The sequence below is a fragment of the Cryobacterium sp. genome, from assembly GCF_026786305.1.
In the GTDB taxonomy this organism is placed as follows: Bacteria; Actinomycetota; Actinomycetes; order Actinomycetales; family Microbacteriaceae; genus Cryobacterium.
Genome location: NZ_JAJAYI010000010.1, coordinates 20603 through 41128, shown reverse-complemented (window position 1 = coordinate 41128; position 20526 = coordinate 20603). Strand labels below are relative to the sequence as shown.

The window sequence follows — 20526 nt, the reverse complement described above, 5'->3', positions numbered from 1 at the left end:
TCGTTCGTGGACAGCTGTTGATGCGGGCCGCCACCCAACACTGCGGGCGTCCCAATCCCTGATGACGTACGTCTCCCCATACTCAGGACATCCACAGTGCCCATCGTCCCAACAAGATCAATGAGACTTGAGAATGGTTCCGCTGACGGGCCCAGCACCCGACACGGCATCACGGACCGCTGCGACTCACAAGCCAGTTGCGCTTTGAAGAGTGAGGCCGTCGGCCGACTATTCCATGCCGGATCACTAGATCAAGAGCGGATATAGAGTTCGCTCATGAGTTCACTGATACAAAGACGTATGGAACTAGACCGCCAGCGAGGCCGAGCACTTACGCAAATTATTATCGCGTTCTTCTCAGCATCGTTGGGCGTCAGTATCATCGTGGGGAACTACCTGCCCATATGGATCACTCTCCTCTGGCTGGGCGTGTGCTTGGTCGGTATCGTCGGCGGTGTGCGCCTTCTTCTTGCAGCCCGGCGGGACCGACGACACTTCGAGGCAGTAAACGGTGCGGATGCGGGAAAGCAGAGTTGATCGTCCGTGAACGGGCACGCGCGTAGAGTTCCTCAACGAGGCCTGCTGGAAGTCCCTCAACGTCCTTGGCACGAGAACTTCATCCTGCCCCGTGCAGGCTTTTGGTCGTTAACCCGCTCATAAGCGCACCGACACCAATGTCTTTGGCCGCGCGGGCGCACAAAACACGTACAAACCGGCACAAAAAAAGAGGCCAGCTTCGAATTTCTTCGAAACTGACCTCTTCATACCAATTGCCGGAACGATGTGAATCTATTCTCTGAATTGGCCTCTGTTGCGGGGGCAGGATTTGAACCTACGACCTCTGGGTTATGAGCCCAGCGAGCTACCGAACTGCTCCACCCCGCGCTACAAGTACAACTTTAGCACACCCTTAAAGCACGGTCGACCACGGTGGGTCGGTATCGCAACATATTCGCCGCAAATTGCGTCTCTATTGGTATGAAACACCATCCGGCACAACGTCCGCAAGCCCCCACCCAAGACGGGTGAGGGCTTGCGGCAGCTGACGCGGTGCGGCTACTCGCCGAGCAGGGTGAGCATGCTCGCGATCGTCTTGGAGAGCTTGGCATCCGCGGTGCCGTAGTCGGCGAAATTGCCAGCGGCGAGCGCGGTTGCCTTCTCGGCGAGCGCCGTCTTGGCGACGGCGAGCAGCGCCTTGAGTTGAGCATCCGTTGCCGCATTGCCGGTCGATCCGGTCGGAACGCCGGTGCCCGTGGGGGCACCACCTGTCGCACCACCAGTGGCGGCCGTGTCCGGCACGGCCGTGTCACCGGCCGTAGCGCCCGAATCGCCACCGAACAGCACATCGAGGGCACCATTCAGGGTGTCTTCGAACGCGATCTGGTCACCGAAGGCCACGAGCACCTTTTGTAGCAGCGGGTAGCTGGTCTCACCGGTGGACTTCACGTAGACCGGCTGCACGTAGAGCAGCCCACCGCCGACCGGGAGCGTCAGCAGGTTACCGTTCAGTACCGTCGACGATCCCTGCCGCAACAGGTTGAGCTCGGTCGATACGGTCGGGTCAGCATTGAAGACGTTCTGCACCTGGCCGGGGCCGGGAACGGTGCCGTCCTTAGGTAGGTTGAGCAATCTCAGCTGGCCGTACCCGTCAGCGCGGACGCCGGCTTCTGATCCGGCGTCAGCATCGACGGCGAGATAGCCGTAGAGCACGTTCCGGCTGGACGCACCGGTCGCATCCGGCTGGAAGGTCGTGTAGAGCGAGAACGACGGCTTGTCCGACCCGGGCACCTGCATGGTGAGGTAGTAGGGCGGCTGCAGGGTGGGGTTGGTCGGCGGGGAATCCGGGTCATTCGGCGTGATCCAGGCGTTGTCCTTGGAGTAGAACGACCCCGGGTCGGTGACGTGATACTGGCCGAGGATGGCCCGCTGCACCTTGAACAGGTCGGCTGGGTAGCGCACGTGGCTCATCAGGTCGCCACTCATGTCGCTCATGGGCTTGAGCGTCGACGGGAAGATCTTCTGCCAGGTCTGCAGCAGCGGCTCTGTGTCATCCCAGGCGTACAGGGTGACCTCGCCGCTGTAGGCGTCGACGGTGGCCTTCACCGAGTTGCGCATGTAGTTGATGCTGTCGAGCGCGTAGGGCTGCGCCGGCGTCTGCGTGTCGGCGATGGCGTCACTGAGGCTGACCGGTGAGGAATACGGGTAGTTCGCCGAGGTCGTGTAGCCATCAACGATCCACTTGACCCGGCCGTCAACGACCGACGGGTAGGCGTCGGAGTCGAGCGTGAGGTACGGAGCCACCTTCTGCACGCGGGTGACCGGGTCGCGGTCGTACAGAATCTCGGACTTGTCGTTGACCGAGGAGGCCAAAAAGATCTGTTCGGACTGAAACTTCAGCGCGTAGATCAGTTTCTTGAACGCGTTGTCGAGTTTCGGTCCGCCGCCGCCAGAGAACGTCGTGTAGGTCTGCCCCGCGCCCTCGACGCCCGATGGGTAGTCGAGCTCAATGGGCTTGGCGCCCTTGTCGGCTCCGACGATGGAGTACTCCGGCGAGGTCTCGCCGAAGTAGATGCGCGGCTCGAAGTCGCCGAGCGCGCCGCTGGTCGGGATCCCGGACTCGAGGAACACCGGCTGTCCGTCGACCGAGCGCTGGTTGCCGTAGGCAGCCACCACACCATAACCGTGGGTGTACACCGTCTTCGAGTTGACCCAGGTGTTACCGGTGTTCAGACCATCGAGGTTGAGGTCGCGCACGGCCACGACGGTGTCCTGCGAGGTACCGTCGATCATGTACCGGTCGACGTCGAGGTTGTTGGGAAACTGGTAGTACTGGCGAAACTGCTCGAGCTGTCCGAACGAGTCGCTGACCAGTGCCGGGTCGAGAATACGAATGTTGGCGGTGGTCGCGGCGTCGGCACGGAGGGCACCGGGCTCGGCCGTGGTTTTCGCGTTGTATGGAATTTCCTCGATATTGGCGACGCCGTAGGCGTCGCGGGTGAGGTTGATATTGCGTTCGATATAGGGGGCCTCGAGCGCCTTTGCGCTCGGCTCCACCTGGAAGCGCTCGACGACCCAGGGATAGAGCGAGCCAATCAGCAGGCTCGACACGATCAGCAGCGCTGTACCGATGACCGGCAGACGCCAGCGACCGATAATGGCCGTGAGAATAAAGAGCAGCGCCACGACCGCGGCGATACCGGCGAGAATGGCGCGGCCGGGGATGGTCGCGTTGACGTCGGTATAACCGGCACCGGTGATCAGCGTGCCCTGGTTGGTCAGGGTGGAGTACTGGTCGAACCAGATACTCACGGCCTGAAGCAGGAGGTAGAGCGCCGCCGTGACAGCGATCTGCACGCGTGCAGCCTTCGAGATGAGCACCTCACGGCCCGACACCCGGATAGACCCATAGAGGTAGCTGGTCGCGACGGCGACGAGAGCCGCGATAAGAACAACCGCGGATGCGAAGGCGAGCACGGCCTGATAGAAGGGCAGGTCCATCAGGTAAAAGGAAATGTCGAACTTGAACTGCGGGTCAACGCGCCCGGTGTCGGTGCGATTGAGCCACATCAGCACGGTCTGCCAGCGGGTGGCGGCGGCCACTCCGGCGAACAGGCCGAGGAGAGCGGGGATGCCGTACATTGCGAGGCGGCGGAGCGGCTCAATGACCTGCTGGTAGCGATCAAGCTGCGCATTGAGCTTCGCGTACACCGGGCGCAGCCGGTAGGCCAGCTGAATGCTCACCCAGATCGGTACGGCCATCGCGACGAACCCGATCAAAAACAACACGGTGCCGGCGACCCACTGCGTGGTGAGAACGTTCAGGAACCCGAGCTGGTCGAACCACAACACATCGGTATACAGTCCAGCGAAGATAAAGAACAGGATCACCAAACCCGCGATAACTGCTGAAGTGATTGCTAGCGGGGCTCGGCTGCGCCGTGGGGCGTTGTCGGCTGCTGATGAACTCACGAATTGGCCTCTTGCTCTAAGTGATCAGGGTCGACCCTTATCTTACTGACGCGCCAGGAGAGAGTCATCTTTGCCACTCGTGGCTGTGCCTGCTTCGTGATGTTATTTGGCGGGACAGGTGGGCAGGCCGCTCGTGTCGCCGGCTTTGATGGCATCGAGGGCGGTCAGCGCGTCATCGAGAGTGGCAACCGAGAACACGCTCAGGCCATCAGGAATATTGCCGGTGACTTCGTTGCAGTTATCGACCGGTGCCAAAAACCAGCTGGACCCGTTTTCGACCGCGCCGTGCAGCTTTTGCTGAATGCCGCCAATCGGGCCGACCACGCCCGACTGGTCGATCGTTCCGGTACCGGCCACGTTTTCGCCGCCCTGCAATTGTCCCGGCGTGAGCTTGTCGATGATTCCGAGAGCGAACATCATGCCGGCACTCGGACCGCCGACCTTGTCGAGTTGAATCTGTACCTCGAACGGAAAGTCGTAGGCAACCGACACGTTGACCCCCGCCACGACCGTGCCGTCCTGGTCGACCGGCGTTACCGAGACGGTCTGGGCGACTCCGCCACGCACAATGTCGAGGCTCGCCGCTTTCTCAGCCCCGTTGGCCTGCAGGGTGGCCCGCAACTCGGCGACGCTGGCCACCGGTGTACCGTTCACGGCGGAAATCAGATCCTTGGGCTCGATGACGCCGTCAGCCGGAGAACCGTCGGGCAGACTGACCACCGATACCGTGGTGGGGTAGTCGTAGCCGAGGTGGGTTAGTGCTGCCGCGATGGCATCCTGTTGGGAGTTAATCATGTCCGCGCTGCTCTGTGCATCACGCTGTTCGGTGCTGACGTTCGCGGGAAAGACCTGGTCGATGGGCAGCACGGCCTCGCTCGGGTCGAGCCAGGCTCCCGCGACGGTGAGCCAGCTCGGGCGGTTCTCCCGGTTGCCGAGCAGCGACACGGTGAGTAGGTCGAGCGTGCCCTTGGTCGGGTAGACCGTTTCGACGGGGATGGTGATGAGGGCGGTTTCCACGTCGTCGTAGGTCGCCGAGCCGAGGGTGTTATAGACCGGGCCGGGCTTCTCGATGACGTAGGGGGCCGGCATGATGCCGAGGATCACCCCAGCCACGAGGGCGATCAACAGCGCCGACCAGCCGATCGAGGGGCGGCGACGCCGCGCACCGTGCGGTGCCGGTGAGTCATCGGTGAAGAGAGCCACCGTGCTCCTTCCGTGTTGTGCTGTATTCGTGCTGTGGGTGTGGCAACGGGGCCGTGTTCGCGACGGGCGCACAACAAGCGCTCCAGCCTAGGATATTTCCCAGCCCCGAGCGGGCTACTCGCACTAGCGTAGAAGTAAGCGACTGAGAGGGGCCTGAAGTGGCCGACGACTCCCTACCCCCGAAGGACCAGAACCCCGGCGAGCCCGGAGATCACCACGACGGTGATGAGTTCCGAGACATGCTGCGCGACATTCTGAGCGGCAAGAGCGGCATCGACCCGAGCCAGCTCGCCGGTGCCGCCGGCCTGCCCAATGACCCTGCCAGCGTGGCCGCGCTCATGCAACAGCTGCAGGGCGCACTCAATACGCAGGGCACCGGCGTGGACTGGCAGATTGCGCTCACCCAGGGTCAGCAGCGAGCGGCCAACGGCCAACTCACGGCGACCGACGAGCAGCAGACCCAGCTACGCCAGGCCTTTCACATCGCGGCCCTCTGGCTCGATGACGTCATCACCGTCGCCGAACTCACGGTTGAACCGCGCCTGATGACCCGCCGCGAATGGGTCACCGCGACCATGCCACTGTGGACCCAGCTGGCCGAGCCCGTCGCCACGAGCATCTCCGACTCCCTCACCCGGGTGTTCGCCGAACAGGTGCCCGAAGAGATGCAGGGTATGGTCGCCAACGCGAGCCAGCTTGTTCGCAGCATCGGCGGCACCCTGTTTGCCATGCAGCTCGGCCAAGTCGTCGGCCAACTGGCCAGCGAGGTCGTCAGTGGCGGCGATGTTGGCATTCCGCTGCTCGGCGAGCAGCAGGCCGCTCTGCTCCCCCAGAACGTTGCCGACTTCGGCACCGGCCTCGACGTTCCCGCCGATCAGGTGCAGATTTATCTCGCCGTGCGCGAGCTCGCCCACGCTCGACTGTTTCGTCACGCGCGCTGGCTGCGCCTGCACCTCACCAGCGCGGTCACCGCGTACGCGCGCGGAATCAGCATCGACTCCAGCCGGCTCGAAGAACTGGCCGGAAGCTTCGACCCGTCCAACCCCGAAGACCTGCGCCAGGCCATGGTCGACGGTTCCCTCATTCAGCAGAAGTCCGAGTCGCAGCTCGCGGCCCTCTCCCGCCTCGAAACGATGCTCGCCCTGGTCGAGGGCTGGGTCGACGTCGTCACCGCTCGCGCTACGATCCGCCTGCCCAAAGCGGATGCCATTGCCGAGACGGTCAAACGCCGCCGGGCCTCCGGTGGTCCGGCCGAATCCGCTTTCGCGACGCTCGTTGGTCTCGAACTGCGACCGCGCCGGCTGCGGGAGGCCGCCGCTATGTGGCAAGCCGTGACGGATGCCGTCGGCAACCAAGCGCGAGACGCGCTCTGGTCGCACCCCGACCTGCTGCCGACCGAGCAGGACATCGACGACCCCCAACGGCTGATCATTCAGCTCACGAGCGTGGCCCGTGGGGAGCCCACGGTGCTCGACGACGTCGACCAGGCGCTCGAAGACCTGCTGCGTGATGACGGAGCCGAGCGCCCGCACGAGGAGTAGAAACACGTCTCCACCCCTCAACGGGGGCCGCAACGTTGCCGCAACCTTTGTTGGCCTACCGTCATCCAACGGACGAAATGTCCCAAACGAAGGAGTTTGGCAATGACAACAACCGATACCGCGACGAGCACATCCACCCGGGTACCGACGACCATGCACGCGGCCGTCGTGCATGAGTTCGGCCGGAACTTAACGATCGATGAGGTTCCGGTACCGACGCCGGGCCCCGGACAGGCCCTGGTCAAGCTGATCAGCAGCGGCGTCTGCCACACAGACCTGCACGCCATGGAGGGCGACTGGCCGGTCAAGCCGAGCCCGCCGTTCATTCCCGGCCACGAGGGGGTCGGCGAGATCGTCGCCCTCGGAGCTGGCGTCGACGACCTCGCTATCGGCGACCTCGTCGGTAACGCCTGGCTCTGGAGCGCCTGCGGCAGCTGCCAATACTGCCGCACCGGCTGGGAAACCCTATGCGAAGCGCAGCAGAACGGCGGCTACAGCGTGGACGGATCGTTCGGGCAGTACATGCTCGTCGACTCGCGCTTCGCCGTGCGTATTCCCCACGGCGCCGACCCGATCGAGATCGCTCCGGTGCTGTGCGCCGGGGTCACCGTGTATAAGGGACTCAAGATGACCGAGGCCCGTCCGGGCCAGTGGGTGGTCATCTCCGGCATCGGCGGCCTCGGCCACATCGCCGTGCAGTACGCCAAGGCGATGGGCCTACGCGTTGCAGCCGTCGACATCGCCGACGACAAGCTCGCCCTCGCCCGCCAGCACGGCGCTGAGCTCGTAATCAACGCGCTCGACGAAGACCCGGTCGCCGCCATTCAGAGAGCCACCGGCGGTGTGCACGGCGTGCTCGTCACCGCGGTACACCCGGCCGCGTTCGGCCAGGCTATCGGCATGACCCGTCGCGGCGGCACCATCGTCTTCAACGGTCTGCCGCCGGGAGACTTTCCCGCGCCGATCTTCGACATCGTCCTCAAGGGCCTCACCATTCGCGGCTCCATCGTGGGCACCCGCCAGGACATGGAAGAAGCCCTGCAGTTCTACGCCCGCGGTCAGATTCACCCCACGGTCTCCGAACGCCGCATCGACGAGGTCAACGAGGTGCTCGACGAGATGAAGCACGGCAAGATCGACGGTCGCGTGGTCATTCGCTACTAGTTCGCCCCGCCCCGATATGCGCTGAGGTGCGGGCCGCGTGATCGTTGAATCCCAATATTCATCGTGAGCGCGCCCGCACGCTCAGTCCCCTGCCTGTGGAGAACTAATTCACGCGTGCGACATGTGCGTCATCATGTCGGCATGGCTCTTCGACTGAATCCTCGCTACCCGCTGGTGTGGCGCACACCGGATTGCGTTCAACTCGGCATCGACCACGCCGTTGTGACGATCGGCGGGCTGACGGTCGCCCACGAGGCCGTGCTGTCAGCCCTGGCCGTTGGGGTGCATCGATCGGGTGCGATGCTGCTGGGAACGCTCGCCGGGGCATCCGCTGCCGAGGTGGCGGATCTGCTTGATCTGCTCGAGCCGGTGCTGCTGTTCGTGCCCGACGATGCGGGACCACCGGCCGCCCCGCTGACCCGCACTGTGTTTGTCGATGGCGTCGGACGAACCGCGTTTCGCGTGCGCACCCTACTGGCCAACCTCAGCATCGAGGAACCGCTACCCGGTGACGAACCCGAGCTGGCCGTGCTGGTCGGGCAGTACGTTCTCTCTCCCGAACGTCACGGACACTGGCTGCGCCGTGACATTCCCCACCTGCCGGTGGTCTTCAGCGACAGCGCCGCGCGGGTCGGGCCGCTGGTCGAACCCGGCCTCGGGCCCTGCTTGACCTGTCTCGAACTCGCGCACGTCGATGACGATCCGGCCTGGCCGGCCATGGCCTGCCAGCTTGCCCCGCGGCAGGCCCCGAGTGAAACGCCCAGGCTGAGCTTCGAGGTCGCAGCCCGGGTGGCCGGGCTCGTGCAGGATCGCCTGGAGACGGGCCGGTCTGCGGTGTTCGCCCGATCGCTGCGCATTGACGCCGCCACCGGTACAATTACGCGGTCCGTGCACCGGCTCCACGAGCGGTGCGGTTGCCAAGCTCTTGCAGAAAACGGGATCGTTCCCGAGCTGCTCGAGCCTGCACGCCCGCGGACGACCAGCTGAGCGCGAGTCGCCGACGGGCCCGTGTGATGCCGACGTAGAGCAGCCGGCGTTCCTCGTCGATTTGCTCGAACGTGCTCGCATAACTGATCGGCACGAGGCCCTCGCTCAGGCCGACCACGAACACGGCGTCCCACTCGAGGCCCTTGGCCGAGTGCATGGTGGCGAGCGTCACAGCCGACACCGTCGGTTCGTGCTGGCCGGCCTGGCGTTCCATGAGTTCGTCGGTGAACTGGCGAAAGGTGGTGCCCGCAGCGGCCTGGTCGACCAGGCCCATCAGTGCGTTGAGCGATTCCCACCGGGCCTGCACGGCGCCGCGCGTCTCCGGGGCGGTCTGGCTCCAGCCGAGGGAACGCAGCACGTCGCTGACCGATTTGAACAGCGGTTCCCCGATGATTGAAACGGATGCCGCGCGCAGGCTCATAACCGCCTGCTTCACCTCGGGCAGGTCGAAGAACCGTTTGGCTCCGCGAATCTGGTAGCTCACCCCCACCTCGGTCAGCGCCGTTTCGAGCAGCGCTGCCTGCACGTTGACCCGGAACAGTACGGCCACGTCTTCGGGTTTGGTGCCGGAGTCGATGAGTTGCAGAATCTGCTCGGCAACGCCGCGGGCCTCGGCCATATCGGATGCGTAGCCACGAACGGTCGGATCGGGGCCGGTGTCGGATTGTGCGGCGTGCAGGGTCAGTGCACCGGAGCGGCCGCGCATGAGCTGGTTGGCGGTGGCGACGATGGGCGCGGTGGACCGGTAGTTTTGCTCGAGGCGCACCACCGTGGCATCTTCATAGTGTTTGGGAAAGTCGAGCAGGTAGTCGCTGCGGGCACCGGCGAATGAGTAGATGGTCTGGCTGGCGTCGCCGACGACGCACAGGTCGCGGCGGTCACCGAGCCAGAGCGCGAGCAGGTCGTGCTGCAGCGGGGAGACGTCCTGGTATTCGTCGACGACGAAGAATCGGTACTGTTCCCGCACCTGGAGGGCCACCGACGGTTCGGCCTCGATCATGCCGGCCATAGCGAGCAGCACATCTTCAAAGTCGATCTGCTTGCGTTCGTCTTTGAGCTTCTCGTAGGTCTGTTGCAGGGCGACGACCTGGTCGACGTCAAGCCGGCCGGGGAGGCTGCGGCGGGCGATGCCGGCCGCGTACTGTTCGATGCTCAGGCCCGCGGTTTTGCGCCATTCCACCTCGGCGGCAAGGTCGCGCAGGGTGGCCGTATCGATCTTGAGGTGCAGGGCCTCGGCGGCGTGCCCGAGAATGCGGCCCTTGCCGTCGAGGATGCGCGGCGCCTGCCCGCCGACCACGTGTGGCCAGAAGTAGTTCAGCTGCGACAGCGCGGCGGCGTGGAACGTGCGGGCGGCCACCCCCCCGGCGCCGAGCTGGCGCAGGCGACCACGCAGTTCGGCGGCCGAGCGGCTCGTGAAGGTGAGCGCCATCACCCGGTTGGGGGCGTAGGCGCCGGTCAGCACGCCGAGCGCGATGCGGTGGGTGATGGCGCGGGTCTTGCCGGTTCCAGCTCCGGCGAGCATACAGACGGGGCCGATCAGCGCTTCGGCGGCGATGCGCTGCTGTTCGTCGAGGCCCTTCAGCAACGAGTCGGTCGTGACTGTCACGGGCACCATCACGGGCTGATCAATTCGGATGCGACCGGCAGCGGGGCGCCGAGCCAGCGTTCGATCATGGCGAGCGCGATTGAGGACGGGCCGGGCAGCAGCATCCACTCGCCGGCGTCGCGCAGTTCTTGCCGGCTGAACCAGCGCAGCGCCAGAATCTCGGCGCCGTCGGGCAGTAGATCACCGGCCGGCTGGTCGTCGGCGAGCCGGGCGGTAAACCCGCACATGACCGAGGCCGGGAACGGCCACGGCTGGGAACCGACATAGGCCGGATCGGTGACCCGCAGGCCGGATTCTTCGAACATCTCGCGGATGACGGCCGATTCCAGGGCCTCGCCGGGCTCGACGAATCCGGCGAGCAGCGAGTAGCGGTTGTTCTCCCACATGGCGTTGGAGCCGAGCAGGATGCGGTCGTCCGCGTCGGTGATGAGCACGATCACGGCGGGGTCAGTGCGCGGAAACACCTGGCTGTTGTCGACGGGGCAACGGCGCACCCAGCCGCCCTGCTCAATCAGGGTGGCGGCGCCGCAGCGCGGGCAGTGCGCGTGCGAGGCGTGCCAGTTGAACAGGCCGAGGGTCTCCGTGAACAGGCCGGCGTCACGGTTGTCAAGTGCGGTTGCGACCGTGCGCAGGCCCACCCAGCGCTGCTCGTCGGGTTCGAGACGGGCGGCGGAGTCATCGTCGAGCTGCACGGCGATGATGCGGGTACCGGCCGGTTCGGGCAGGTCGGTCGGCAGCGACTGGCCGAGGTAGACGCGCAGGCCGGTGTTCGGCACGCTGGTCGGTGGCAGCAGGGTGAGGTGCACGCCGGTCGTCTCGTGGGTATCGGCACTGCTGGGGTGGTGCGGCGCGAGCAGCATTTTGCCGCGCCAGACGGGCAGAACACGGGTGGCGGCATCCGCCCAGAGCTGGTCGAATAGGCCCGGAAGGTCGCGGCTCAGGTGGTCACGGTCGACGGCGTGGCGAGACAGCGGCAACCGCGTCGTGAAAGTGAACGACATGGTTTATCTCCGAGCTCTGCGAGAAGGTGTGTGTGGAGGCGTGGCGAACAACCACGCAACCGGAAGTCGATCTAACCTAGTAGGCATGGCCAGAACTCAACTCACTCTAGCCGCGTTAGCCACCTCCGCAGTTCCGGGGCTCGACGTGGCCTACGCCCGCAAGCACAGTGCCGGCGCGCACGGACTGTTCGACTCGGCGCTCGTCATTGACGCAGACGGCCGAGCATTGATCATTCGCGTTCCCACCAGCCAGTCGGCCGAAACCGAGCAGTCCGCCGACCTCGTGGCGCTACGCGCGCTCACCACCGGCAATCGCAGCCGGCTGCCGTTCGACGTGCCGGAATATGTCGGCCAGACGCCGATCCAGGGTACCCGCGCGGTCGTCTACGAGCTGCTGGCCGGTGAGAGTTTTGATGCGGATGCCCTCACTGGGCACGAGGGCGTCTCCGGGTCGATCGGGCGGGCCATCGCCGCGATCCACTCGCTGCCGAGCGCCTTCATCGGTACCGCCGGGCTGCCACAGCAGAGCGCCGAACAGTGCCGTACGGATGCGATCGACCTGATCGACCGAGCCGCGAACACCGGCTATCTGCCCGCCGCGCTATTGCGCCGCTGGGAGCAGGCGACCGACGACGACGCCCTCTGGCAGTTCGCGCCCGCCGTGGTGCACGGCTCGATGTCGGCCGATTCCATTCTGATCACCGACGACGCCGTGTCGGGAATTCTCGGCTGGTCGGGCCTGGCCGTCGGGGACCCGGCGCGCGACCTGCACTGGCTACTCGCCGCGCGCGGCGATGCCGCCGAACTGGCCATCACCGCGTATTCGACCGCCCGCCAGGGCAGCGACAGCCACATCACCCAGCGCGCCATGCTCTATGCCGAGCTGGAGCTGGCTCGCTGGTTGCTGCACGGCTCCAGCAGCCACGACCAGTCCATCGTCGATGACGCCGTTGCCATGCTCGACGGCCTCGTCGACACGGTGCACAGCCACACCCAGCAGCCCCTCTCCCCCAAAACCGGCCCGATCATGACCGTCGGCGACGTGGAGAACATGCTCGACCACATGCCGCGTGCCGCCCGGGATTACGACCAGCACGCGGCGATGCACACCGACAGCTACGACTTCTCCGGGCTCACCATGAATTCTGAATCTGATGACGAGTCTGACTCTGATTCTGAAGACGAGGAGTCCGACGATTCGCGCACCGGGGCCATCGCTCCGGACCAGGCGGAAAGAAGGTCTGCCTCCGAGTAGAGACGCTCGGGGGCGATGACGATGTCGTCGGCCACGAAGTAGAATACGGCGTCGACACGGCTTGGATCGACGTCCTTCCAGCGGGCGTAGGCCAGCCGGTAAAGCGCGAGCTGGGTCTGCTTCAGCTCGAGATCAGCGTCGTTCTTGGGTGCCCGCCCGGTTTTCCAGTCGACGACCTGATACCCGGTCTCGGTGCGGTAGACGGCGTCGAGCTTGCAGACGAAGACCTGGCCGCCGAGCACGTGGTGAATTTCAATCTCGACGTCGACGGGCCGTCGCTCGGCCCACTCGGAACGTTCGAAGGTGGCCTGCAGTACCGCGAACTGCTCCCGCTCGGGCACGGCGAGGTCGCTGAGTGTGCCGGTACCCCCGTCGTCATCGCCGAAGTCCAGCTCGTTCAGGCCCGCATCGACGCGGTCTGTGCCGGTGGCGCCGCCGGCGCGCCGTTCGACCCAGGAGTGGAACAGGGTGCCGAGCCGGGTGGCCCGATAGGGGCGCTGCGGCATAGGCCGGCGCAGTTCGGCGGCGACAGCGGCCGGGTCGTCGACGTAGTCCTTGAAGCGAGAGGCCGGGATGCGGGTGGGAACGGGGGCAACCGCGCCGCCGGCCAGCCGCAGGGCACGTTCCTCGAGCAGCAGGGTGACCGCGTGGGACCAGCGGGTGGGGGCATCCGCTTCGCTGCCCCGCACCCGGGTCGCGGCGGCCTCGACCAGCGCCCGGCGGGTGCCGAGCGGGTCGAACGGCCACAGTTCGGTGCCATCGTCGGCGGAGTCGGGTTTGTCGGCCTTGGCGCTCGTGTCGGGCAGGTTCGGCAGGAGCCCGGCCGCGGCGAGTTCCACGAGGTAGCGGCTGGGCCGCCGAACGGTTAGTCCCGGGCCCCAGAACGAGCCGGTCAGCAGCAGTTCACGCTTGGCGCGGGTGGTGGCCACGTAAATGAGGCGACGTTCTTCGTCGTCGTGCCGCGTCGCCAATTCAGCTTTATAGGTCTGGTACGCGGTGTCGTAGTCGAGCTGGGTGTCGTGCCCGCCGACGTAGAGCTCGGGCAGCTCAGACCGGTCGCCGCGAAAACCGTAGGGCAGTTCGCCGAAGCGCAGCCAACCGCTGGTATCGCGGGAGGCCGCGGGCAGGCTCTTCTCTTCGAGGTTGGGAATGGCGACGAAGTCCCATTCGAGGCCCTTGGCGCCGTGGATAGTGAGCAACTGCACGGTGCCCTGTTCGGACAGTTCGGCGCGCGGGCCGAGGTCGTCTTGTAGCTCCGCGCGCTTGAGCCAGCGCAGAAAGCTGGCCAGGGTGCCCTGCTCGTCGCTGTCAAGGAAGGCGGCCACCGTGTCGTGGAAGGAATACAGGTTGGCGAGGCCGAGATCGTTGGCCTCATTCGCGGTCAGTTCGATGTCGAGCCGAAATTCCTGCTCGATCAGGCGCACGAAGTCAAGCAGCGGCAGGCCGGCACGAGACCGCAGCCAGGCCAGTTGCCGGCCGGCCGACTGCACACGGGCGCGTCCGAGCTCGCTGAACCCGGCGAATTGGCCGTGGGAGTCGGGTGCCGTGCCGAGAAAGTCGAGTGCATCGACGAGCGAGCTGCCCTCTTCACCTGCGACGGATGCCCGCAGCTTGCCCCGCAGGTCGGCCGAGATGGCCTTGTGCGCCCAGTCGTGCGCGGCCAGCCACCGGGCTACGTCGGCGAGCGCCTGCAGGTCGCGTGCGCCCACACGGTATCGGGCGCCGCTGAGCAGGCGCACCAGTTCGCTGCCAGCGGCGGGGTCGTGCACGACGCGCAGCACGCTCACGACGTCGGTGACCTCCGGTGTGGAGAGCAACCCGCCGAGGCCGAGCACGTGGGCGCGCACGCCGTGTGCCCGCAGCACCTCGGCGAAGTAGTCCATCTCACGACGCGCACGAAACAGCATGGCGCCGGTGTGGTCACCGATCAACCGGGCGGCGAACCAGTCGGCGACGGCGCCGGCCTCCTCGGAAATGGTTTCCGCCATGAGCGCGTCGACAGCGCCGGCTCGGGTTTCGGCCGGGACTTTGAGCGTTTCGACCTGGATTCCGCCCGGTTTGGCGCGCAGCGCCTCGCTCAGCGGGGCGACGAGGGCGTTGGCGGCGTCGAGTACGCGGGCGGGGTTACGCCAGGTGAAGGACAGCGACATGGTCGGGACAGTTACTGCCGGGCTGAAATCGCGCGCAAAGCCGAGCAGGTTTGCGGAGCTGGCGCCGCGCCATCCGTAAATGGACTGGTGCGGATCGCCGACGGCCATCACCGGGTGGTTGCGAAACAGGGTGTGCAACAGTTCGGTCTGCAACACCGAAGTGTCCTGGTATTCGTCGAGGAGGACGACCCGGTACTGGTCGCGGTAGCGGCCAACGACCGCATCGACCTTCTGGCACACCCGCAGCGCCAGGGCAACCTGGTCGGAGAATTCGATCAGCCCGAGACGGCGTTTCTCGCTGCCGTAGTGGGCGGCGAGTTCGGCGAGTACCGGCAGCGGTGCGACCGCGGCCAGGGAATCAAGTACCGAGCCGTACGGGATCTTCTTGCGCGGGTTGCCGTAGGGCAGATCGGCCAGGTAGGTGAAACTCTCGGCCACGCCGGCGAGATCGTGCGGGGCTCCCGGCGCGCCGTTGTACCAGGCCGGTGGGTTCTCGGCGAGGGCTCGACTGAGCTGTAGCACGGCATCGGTGACGAGGTCGAGGCTCTTGCCGAACGGTACGAGGCGACCATCGCCGTGATCGATGACGACGCGCCGGGCGAGCAGCCAGGCGCTCGTTTCGCTCAGCAGCACCGACTCCGGTTCGCGGCCGAGCAGCAGGGCATTGTCGGTGAAGAGCCGGCTGGCGAAGGAGTTATAGGTGGAGACGCTCGGGGTGTTGAACAGGTCGGAGGACGCGGCGAACGTGCCGTCATCGGGTCCGGCCGTGATCGGCATGAGGCCGACCCGTTCGAGTTCGGAGATGCGTTTGTTGATGCGCTCCCCCAGTTCGCCGGCGGCCTTGCGGGTGAAGGTGAGGCCGAGAATCTGGTCAGGGCGGACGTGGTCGTTCGCGAGCAGCCAGAGCACCCGGTTGGCCATGGTCTCGGTTTTGCCGCTGCCGGCACCGGCGACCACCAGGGTGGGGGTGAGCGGCGCCTCGATGACCGCCTGCTGTTCCGCCGTGGGCGGCGGCAGTTCGAGCTGGACGGCAATGTCGAGGGCCGAGACCGTGGTACCCGTCGGATTCAGACTCATGAGCTGACCTGCTTGATGACGTGGATGCGGCAGAACCCGTGGGACCGCGGGTCGAGACAGTGCGAGGTGATCTCGGCGATGAAAGTGGCGCCGCCCATGCCAGCCGCGTCCGAACCGACCCGGGTACGAAAAGCATCGAGCTGCTCCGGGGTGAAGGCGGGCTGGGTGGGATTGCGATAGTTCTGCTTGACCGTGCCGGACGAGACGATGACCAGGCGGGCACCGGCCAGGGTCATGTCCCCGGGAACGCCCTCGATAACACCCTCCTGGAACGCAAGCTGGTAGGCGCCGAGTTGCGGATGCTCGGCGACGCCATCATCGCTCGTTGCGTCGCCCCTGCCGGTTTTCAGGTCGACGATCACGGCCCGGCCGTCGGCCTGGCGTTCGACCCGGTCGATAGTGCCCGACAGCACGGCGCCGCTCACTTCCAGCTGAAAGGTGCCCTCGGCGCTCAGTAGCTCACCCCCGCCGTGCTCAAAATCGAGCAGGTAGGAGGCGAGCCGATCGGTGAGCGACCTGGCAGCGACCTTCTGCACGCGCGACTGCCAGTCGGCGTCGAAGTCGAGTTCGTTCCAGCGGGCCTCCACCGCCTGCCAGAGGGTGTCGGGCCGATGCTCGGTCGCGTCCTCCATGACTTTGTGGATGATCGTTCCGAGGTTCGCGGCGGTGTTCGAGCTGCCGCCGCTGACCTGGCCGATCAGCCAGTGCAGCGGGCAGGTTTCGAACGCCGCCATTCGCGACGGTGAGACGCGCACCGGCTGATCTCCAGCCTCCGGGTCGTTGAGCGGCCGTAAGGTGCTCGGATCGGTCAGTCCATACCACTGATCGGGCGCGGCGCCGGGCACGTTTTCGTGGGCCAGGCGGGCCAGCGTGGCCGCGGCATCCGCTGCCCGGGCGGCGGTCTCGGAATCGGCGCGGGCCGGCGAGCGGATGGCGCGGGTCAGGTCGCGGCGCAGGCGACCGGCCAGGCCGCGCAGCGACAGGGGGTAGCGGGCCAGATCGTCGACACCGCGCTCGGGGTCGGGCTGCGGCAGCAAGCGCAGGAACGCCGACGGCTCGTTTTCTTCATTGCTGACGGAGGTGATGAGCAGTTCGGTCGTGGCGCGGCTGGCGGCCTGGGCGAACATGCGCAGTTCGTCATGGAGCACCGCGGTACGGGCGTCGATGCCGATGGCGTGTTGCCCGGAGGCGATCAGGGCGAGGTCGCCGGCGCCGAGCAGGGAGCCACGAATGCGCAGGTCAGGCCAGACGTTGGCCTGCACGCCGGCGAGCACGACAATGTCGAAGTCGCGCCCGATGGTGCCGCTCGGGGTGGACACGGTGACGGCCGCACCGAGGGCGCGCGGGGCAAGGGTGTCTTCGGGTACGTCGGTGTCGACGAGGTGTTCGAGGAACAACACCGGCGGGGCCGACGGGGTGCGTTCGACGTACCGTTGCGCGGCCGAGAACAGGGCGACGACGGCGTCGAGGTTGTGGTTGGCCTCGTCGGCGACGATTCCGGTGCCGGTGGATTGTTCTTTCCATTCGCGGTCGAGACCGCTGCGCTGCCACAGGCCAAAGAGCAGCTCTTCGATGGTGGCGCCGGCCTCGTATTCGATCGCGGCCTGACGCAGGCTGGCACCAAAGCCGGCCGCGCGGCGGGCGGTGCGGTTGTCGATGGCGGCGAGCAGCTCGGGGTCGTGCAGGGCGGCGACGAGCAGTTCGTCCGCGCTGCGCGGGGTGGGGATGTCGTGGCCCAGCTCCTGTTGGCGGAGCGCGGCCCGCAGCCGGCGCAGGGTGATCGGGTCGAGCCCGCCAAACGGGCCGCGCAGCAACTCGATGGCCGCACCGGGGTCGAGCGCTTTGCGACCGAGGGTCACCTCGAGGGCCAGAATGAACGCCTTCACCGCGTACTCGTCGCGTAGTGCCGAGCTCGGGGTCGAGACCTGGGTCGGCACCTCGAGCGCGGCGAGCCCCTTGGAGATCGACGGCACGAGCGATCCGGTGCGCACGATCACGGCCATGCGTGACCACGGTGTTTCGTTGATCACGTGGCGTTCTCGCAGCAGCCGGGCGATCACCGCGAGCTGATCGGCCGGGCTGGTTGCGACAACGGTGCGCACGGACTGGTTACGCAGGCCATCGGCCACGCTGTCGGTGGCATCGTCGGTGGCATCGGCGGCGGCGGCATCGTTGGCGGCATCGGCGGCGGCATCGGCGGCGGCGGCATCCGAACCGACCGGTTCGACGCTGGTAGCTGCGCGCTGGGTTCCCGCCGCGGCCGCACCGATCCGGCTGGTGATCTCCTGAATAACCCGACGGATATCTGCCCCGTGCCGGTAGACGGTCTGCAGCACGATCGGCGCAGCCACGCGGGAATCGTCGGCGGCGAGGTACGAGCCGAGGCGACCAAGGGCATCCGGGTGCGCACCGTGGAATGAGCCGGTGCTGATGTCGGGGTCGCCGAGTGCGATGATCGCCACCCCGCGAGACCGAAACTGTGCCAGGAGGGTGAGGGTGGCCTGGGTGACTTCCTGAGCGTCGTCGAGCACGATCACGCGCAGACCGGCGAGCGAGCCGAGCGTTGCCACACCGGCCGGTCCGGCCGCCGCGCCGGCCACGATGGCGGCGGCGTAGCGGGCCAGTTCGGTGGAGTCGTACTGGCCGGGGCGAGCCTGGTCCTTGGCCTCCTCATAGCCGCGAATGAACTCGGCCGCGGCGATCCACTCCGGCCGACCGAGGCCGAAACGCTGCAGTTGGTCGGGGGTCACACCGTATTCCACGGCGCGCATCATGAGGTCGCGCAGTTCGGTGCGAAAACCGCGCAGGCGGCGTACGTCGGGGCCGAGAGTGGTCGGCCACGCCGGGCCGGCCTGTTCTCCATCATCGAGGTGGCCCTGAAGCAGCTCGGCGATGATCTGATCTTGTTCGCCACCGGTGAGCAGCGTCGGCGTCGGCCCGCCGTTCTGGGCGACAGCCGAACGCACAATCTGAAAGGCCACCGAGTTCGCGCTGCGAGCGAGCGGCCCGTTCGTCGGTACCGCGAGGCGCAGCGCGATCCGGTCGCGCAGGGCGGTAGCACCGGTACGGGTCGGCACGATCACCAGCACCTCGCTCGGTGAATAACCCCGGTTCAGCACCCGGTCGGCCACGAGTGCGACGAGCGTGGTCGTCTTGCCGGAGCCGGGCGCGCCGATCACCGCGGCACTCACCCCGTCGGCGAGGTCGAGAACGGCCTGCTGGGCGGCGTCGAGGCTGTGGTTAGTCACAATTCAACGGTATCGGGTTGCGCCGACAGTGAACTGGTCAGGGCACTGGTGTGTTCTGTCGTACTCTGGGCGCAAGGCTACGAAAGGCAGTTCGATGGATATTCGCATTGGTATTTTCAACTCTCCCCGGGAGATCGGTTTTGAGACTTCGCAGCCAGCGACCGAGATCGAGGAGACCGTTGCAGCGGCCCTCTCCGGCCAGACCGGTTATCTGAAGCTCAGCGACAGCAAGGGTCGCGTGTACATCGTTCCGACGGTGGGACTCGCCTACGTCGAACTCGGCAGCGAAGAATCGCGCCGCGTCGGTTTCGTCGCGTAACCAGCCATGGAGCTTCTGTTCGTCGCTCTGTTCGGGGCGGTCATTGGTCTCGCCGCGCGGTATTTTCTGCCCGGTCGAGCCACCCAGGGTTCGGTGCTGGTTCCGGCGATCGGAACGGTCGCGGCATCCGCGGTGTGGGTCGGATTGACCTGGCTCGGCTGGAATTGGGCCGGCGGGTGGATCTGGTGGGTGTCCCTCGGGGCGGCCGCCGCTTCAGGCGTAACGCTGAATCTCGTGATCAGTCGGCGACGTATTCACGCCGACCAGAGGATGCTGCAGGCACTGGCCAAAACCGGATCCCCCAACACCGCGTAGGTGTTCGGCGGCTTTGCCAGGCCGTACGACTATGCGGTGAGCCCGAGGCCGTCCATGCGGCGGGTGTGCGCGGCGATGATCTCGGTGAAGACCGGTTCGATGCGCGCCTCGGCCCCGCCAGCAGGGTCGGCGGCCGGCATGGCCGACCGCGCCACGAGCAGGGTGTCACCGACGAGCCGTCGGCCCCACATGGCCAGCCGGGAGCCGAGTGCCACGTCGTTTTCGATGGCGGTCTGCAGCTCGTGCACGAGCACGTCGGTACCGGAACCTTCGCCGAGCAACTGCGCCACCCGGGGCCCGATGTCGCGCGGCAGGCCGTCCGACAGTCGAATGAAGAAATCATCGAGCAGGCCACCGGCGAGGTAACAGCTCAGCAGCAGCTCGTGCCAGTCGGCGCCGCCCGTCTTGCGGCGAAACTCATCGAGGCCTGCGACGAACGGGGCCATCTCGGTGGCCGGCTCGTGCCCGCGACGGCGAATTTCGGTGATCAGTCCGTGATGCTTGCTCAGGGCTCGACCAGCGGCGGCGCTGAGGCCCTCCTTCACGGCGAGGTTCGGCGCGGTCGCGACGGCGCGGGCCAGGCTTTCGAACTCTCCCAGCTCGCTGTACGCGGCTTGGCCGAGAAAGTGCCGCACGCTCGGCGCAAGCGAACTGATGTCCACTTTTTCGGTTGGCTGGAGCGCCCCGCGGG

General features: G+C 66.4%; 12 protein-coding genes, 1 tRNA gene and 1 pseudogene. 6 read left to right on the top strand and 8 right to left on the bottom strand.

Going from position 1 to position 20526, the window contains the following annotated elements; genetic code table 11:
* Positions 1 to 811 precede the first annotated feature (811 nt).
* The 3 genes from LH475_RS00970 to LH475_RS00960 all read right to left on the bottom strand — a co-directional run bounded on the left by LH475_RS00970 (position 812) and on the right by LH475_RS00960 (position 5172).
* Positions 812 to 885, bottom strand: a tRNA-Met gene (locus LH475_RS00970).
* Positions 886 to 1056: 171 nt separating this feature from the next.
* Positions 1057 to 3969: a UPF0182 family protein gene (locus LH475_RS00965; protein ID WP_196843306.1), complete on the bottom strand. Its 2913-nt coding sequence runs from the start codon at positions 3967 to 3969 to the stop codon at positions 1057 to 1059.
* A 102-nt stretch (positions 3970 to 4071) separates the two neighbouring features.
* Complete coding sequence (locus LH475_RS00960) at positions 4072 to 5172, bottom strand: S16 family serine protease (protein WP_297412657.1); 1101 nt, start codon at positions 5170 to 5172, stop codon at positions 4072 to 4074.
* A 239-nt stretch (positions 5173 to 5411) separates the two neighbouring features.
* Here LH475_RS00960 and LH475_RS00955 point away from each other — a divergent pair, with 239 nt between their 5' ends.
* The 3 genes from LH475_RS00955 to LH475_RS00945 all read left to right on the top strand — a co-directional run bounded on the left by LH475_RS00955 (position 5412) and on the right by LH475_RS00945 (position 8864).
* On the top strand, positions 5412 to 6713 hold the full coding sequence (locus tag LH475_RS00955; RefSeq protein WP_196843336.1) for a zinc-dependent metalloprotease: 1302 nt from the start codon (positions 5412 to 5414) through the stop codon (positions 6711 to 6713).
* A gap of 153 nt (positions 6714 to 6866) precedes the next feature.
* A complete protein-coding gene (adhP, locus tag LH475_RS00950; RefSeq protein WP_196843335.1) occupies positions 6867 to 7877 on the top strand; it encodes an alcohol dehydrogenase AdhP in 1011 nt (336 codons plus the stop codon).
* A 141-nt stretch (positions 7878 to 8018) separates the two neighbouring features.
* A complete protein-coding gene (locus LH475_RS00945) occupies positions 8019 to 8864 on the top strand; it encodes a hypothetical protein (RefSeq protein WP_196843304.1) in 846 nt (281 codons plus the stop codon).
* Here the strand turns inward: LH475_RS00945 and LH475_RS00940 are convergent.
* Both LH475_RS00940 and nudC read right to left on the bottom strand, forming a co-directional pair.
* Positions 8755 to 10470, bottom strand: a complete 1716-nt coding sequence (locus LH475_RS00940; RefSeq protein ID WP_297412656.1) for an ATP-dependent helicase — start codon at positions 10468 to 10470, stop codon at positions 8755 to 8757. The two genes, LH475_RS00945 and LH475_RS00940, sit on opposite strands and share 110 nt — an antisense overlap.
* Before the next feature lie 8 nt (positions 10471 to 10478).
* The gene (gene nudC, locus LH475_RS00935) at positions 10479 to 11471 is read right to left on the bottom strand and encodes an NAD(+) diphosphatase (RefSeq protein ID WP_196843303.1); all 993 of its coding nucleotides are present in this window, start codon (positions 11469 to 11471) and stop codon (positions 10479 to 10481) included.
* Between nudC and LH475_RS14460 the strand changes: the two are divergent.
* Positions 11470 to 12279: pseudogene (locus LH475_RS14460) on the top strand (phosphotransferase); the annotation flags it as partial. The gene nudC and the pseudogene LH475_RS14460 sit on opposite strands and share 2 nt — an antisense overlap.
* 308 nt (positions 12280 to 12587) lie before the next feature.
* Here the strand turns inward: LH475_RS14460 and LH475_RS00925 are convergent.
* Complete coding sequence (locus LH475_RS00925) at positions 12588 to 15953, bottom strand: ATP-dependent DNA helicase (RefSeq protein WP_366145576.1); 3366 nt, start codon at positions 15951 to 15953, stop codon at positions 12588 to 12590.
* Positions 15950 to 19201, bottom strand: a complete 3252-nt coding sequence (locus tag LH475_RS00920) for an ATP-dependent DNA helicase (protein ID WP_297412654.1) — start codon at positions 19199 to 19201, stop codon at positions 15950 to 15952. The genes LH475_RS00925 and LH475_RS00920 overlap by 4 nt, the downstream gene beginning before the upstream one ends.
* Before the next feature lie 94 nt (positions 19202 to 19295).
* Here LH475_RS00920 and LH475_RS00915 point away from each other — a divergent pair, with 94 nt between their 5' ends.
* Positions 19296 to 19520: a DUF3107 domain-containing protein gene (locus tag LH475_RS00915; protein WP_092108379.1), complete on the top strand. Its 225-nt coding sequence runs from the start codon at positions 19296 to 19298 to the stop codon at positions 19518 to 19520.
* A gap of 6 nt (positions 19521 to 19526) precedes the next feature.
* Positions 19527 to 19835 (top strand): hypothetical protein, encoded by a 309-nt coding sequence (locus tag LH475_RS00910; RefSeq protein WP_196843301.1) that lies wholly within the window; start codon positions 19527 to 19529, stop codon positions 19833 to 19835.
* Positions 19836 to 19864: 29 nt separating this feature from the next.
* Here the strand turns inward: LH475_RS00910 and LH475_RS00905 are convergent, their stop codons facing one another.
* Complete coding sequence (locus LH475_RS00905) at positions 19865 to 20497, bottom strand: ferritin-like fold-containing protein (protein ID WP_297412653.1); 633 nt, start codon at positions 20495 to 20497, stop codon at positions 19865 to 19867.
* Positions 20498 to 20526: the final 29 nt, after the last annotated feature.

What these genes read in the sequence shown, in the direction of transcription:
- LH475_RS00915 (WP_092108379.1), top strand. Translation starts at nt 19,296, where the DNA reads ATGGATATTCGCATTGGTATTTTCAACTCTCCCCGGGAGATCGGTTTT.
- nudC (WP_196843303.1), bottom strand. Translation starts at nt 11,471, where the DNA reads ATGTCGTTCACTTTCACGACGCGGTTGCCGCTGTCTCGCCACGCCGTC.
- LH475_RS00925 (WP_366145576.1), bottom strand. Translation starts at nt 15,953, where the DNA reads ATGAGTCTGAATCCGACGGGTACCACGGTCTCGGCCCTCGACATTGCC.
- adhP (WP_196843335.1), top strand. Translation starts at nt 6,867, where the DNA reads ATGCACGCGGCCGTCGTGCATGAGTTCGGCCGGAACTTAACGATCGAT.
- LH475_RS00910 (WP_196843301.1), top strand. Translation starts at nt 19,527, where the DNA reads ATGGAGCTTCTGTTCGTCGCTCTGTTCGGGGCGGTCATTGGTCTCGCC.
- LH475_RS00955 (WP_196843336.1), top strand. Translation starts at nt 5,412, where the DNA reads ATGCTGCGCGACATTCTGAGCGGCAAGAGCGGCATCGACCCGAGCCAG.
- LH475_RS00945 (WP_196843304.1), top strand. Translation starts at nt 8,019, where the DNA reads ATGGCTCTTCGACTGAATCCTCGCTACCCGCTGGTGTGGCGCACACCG.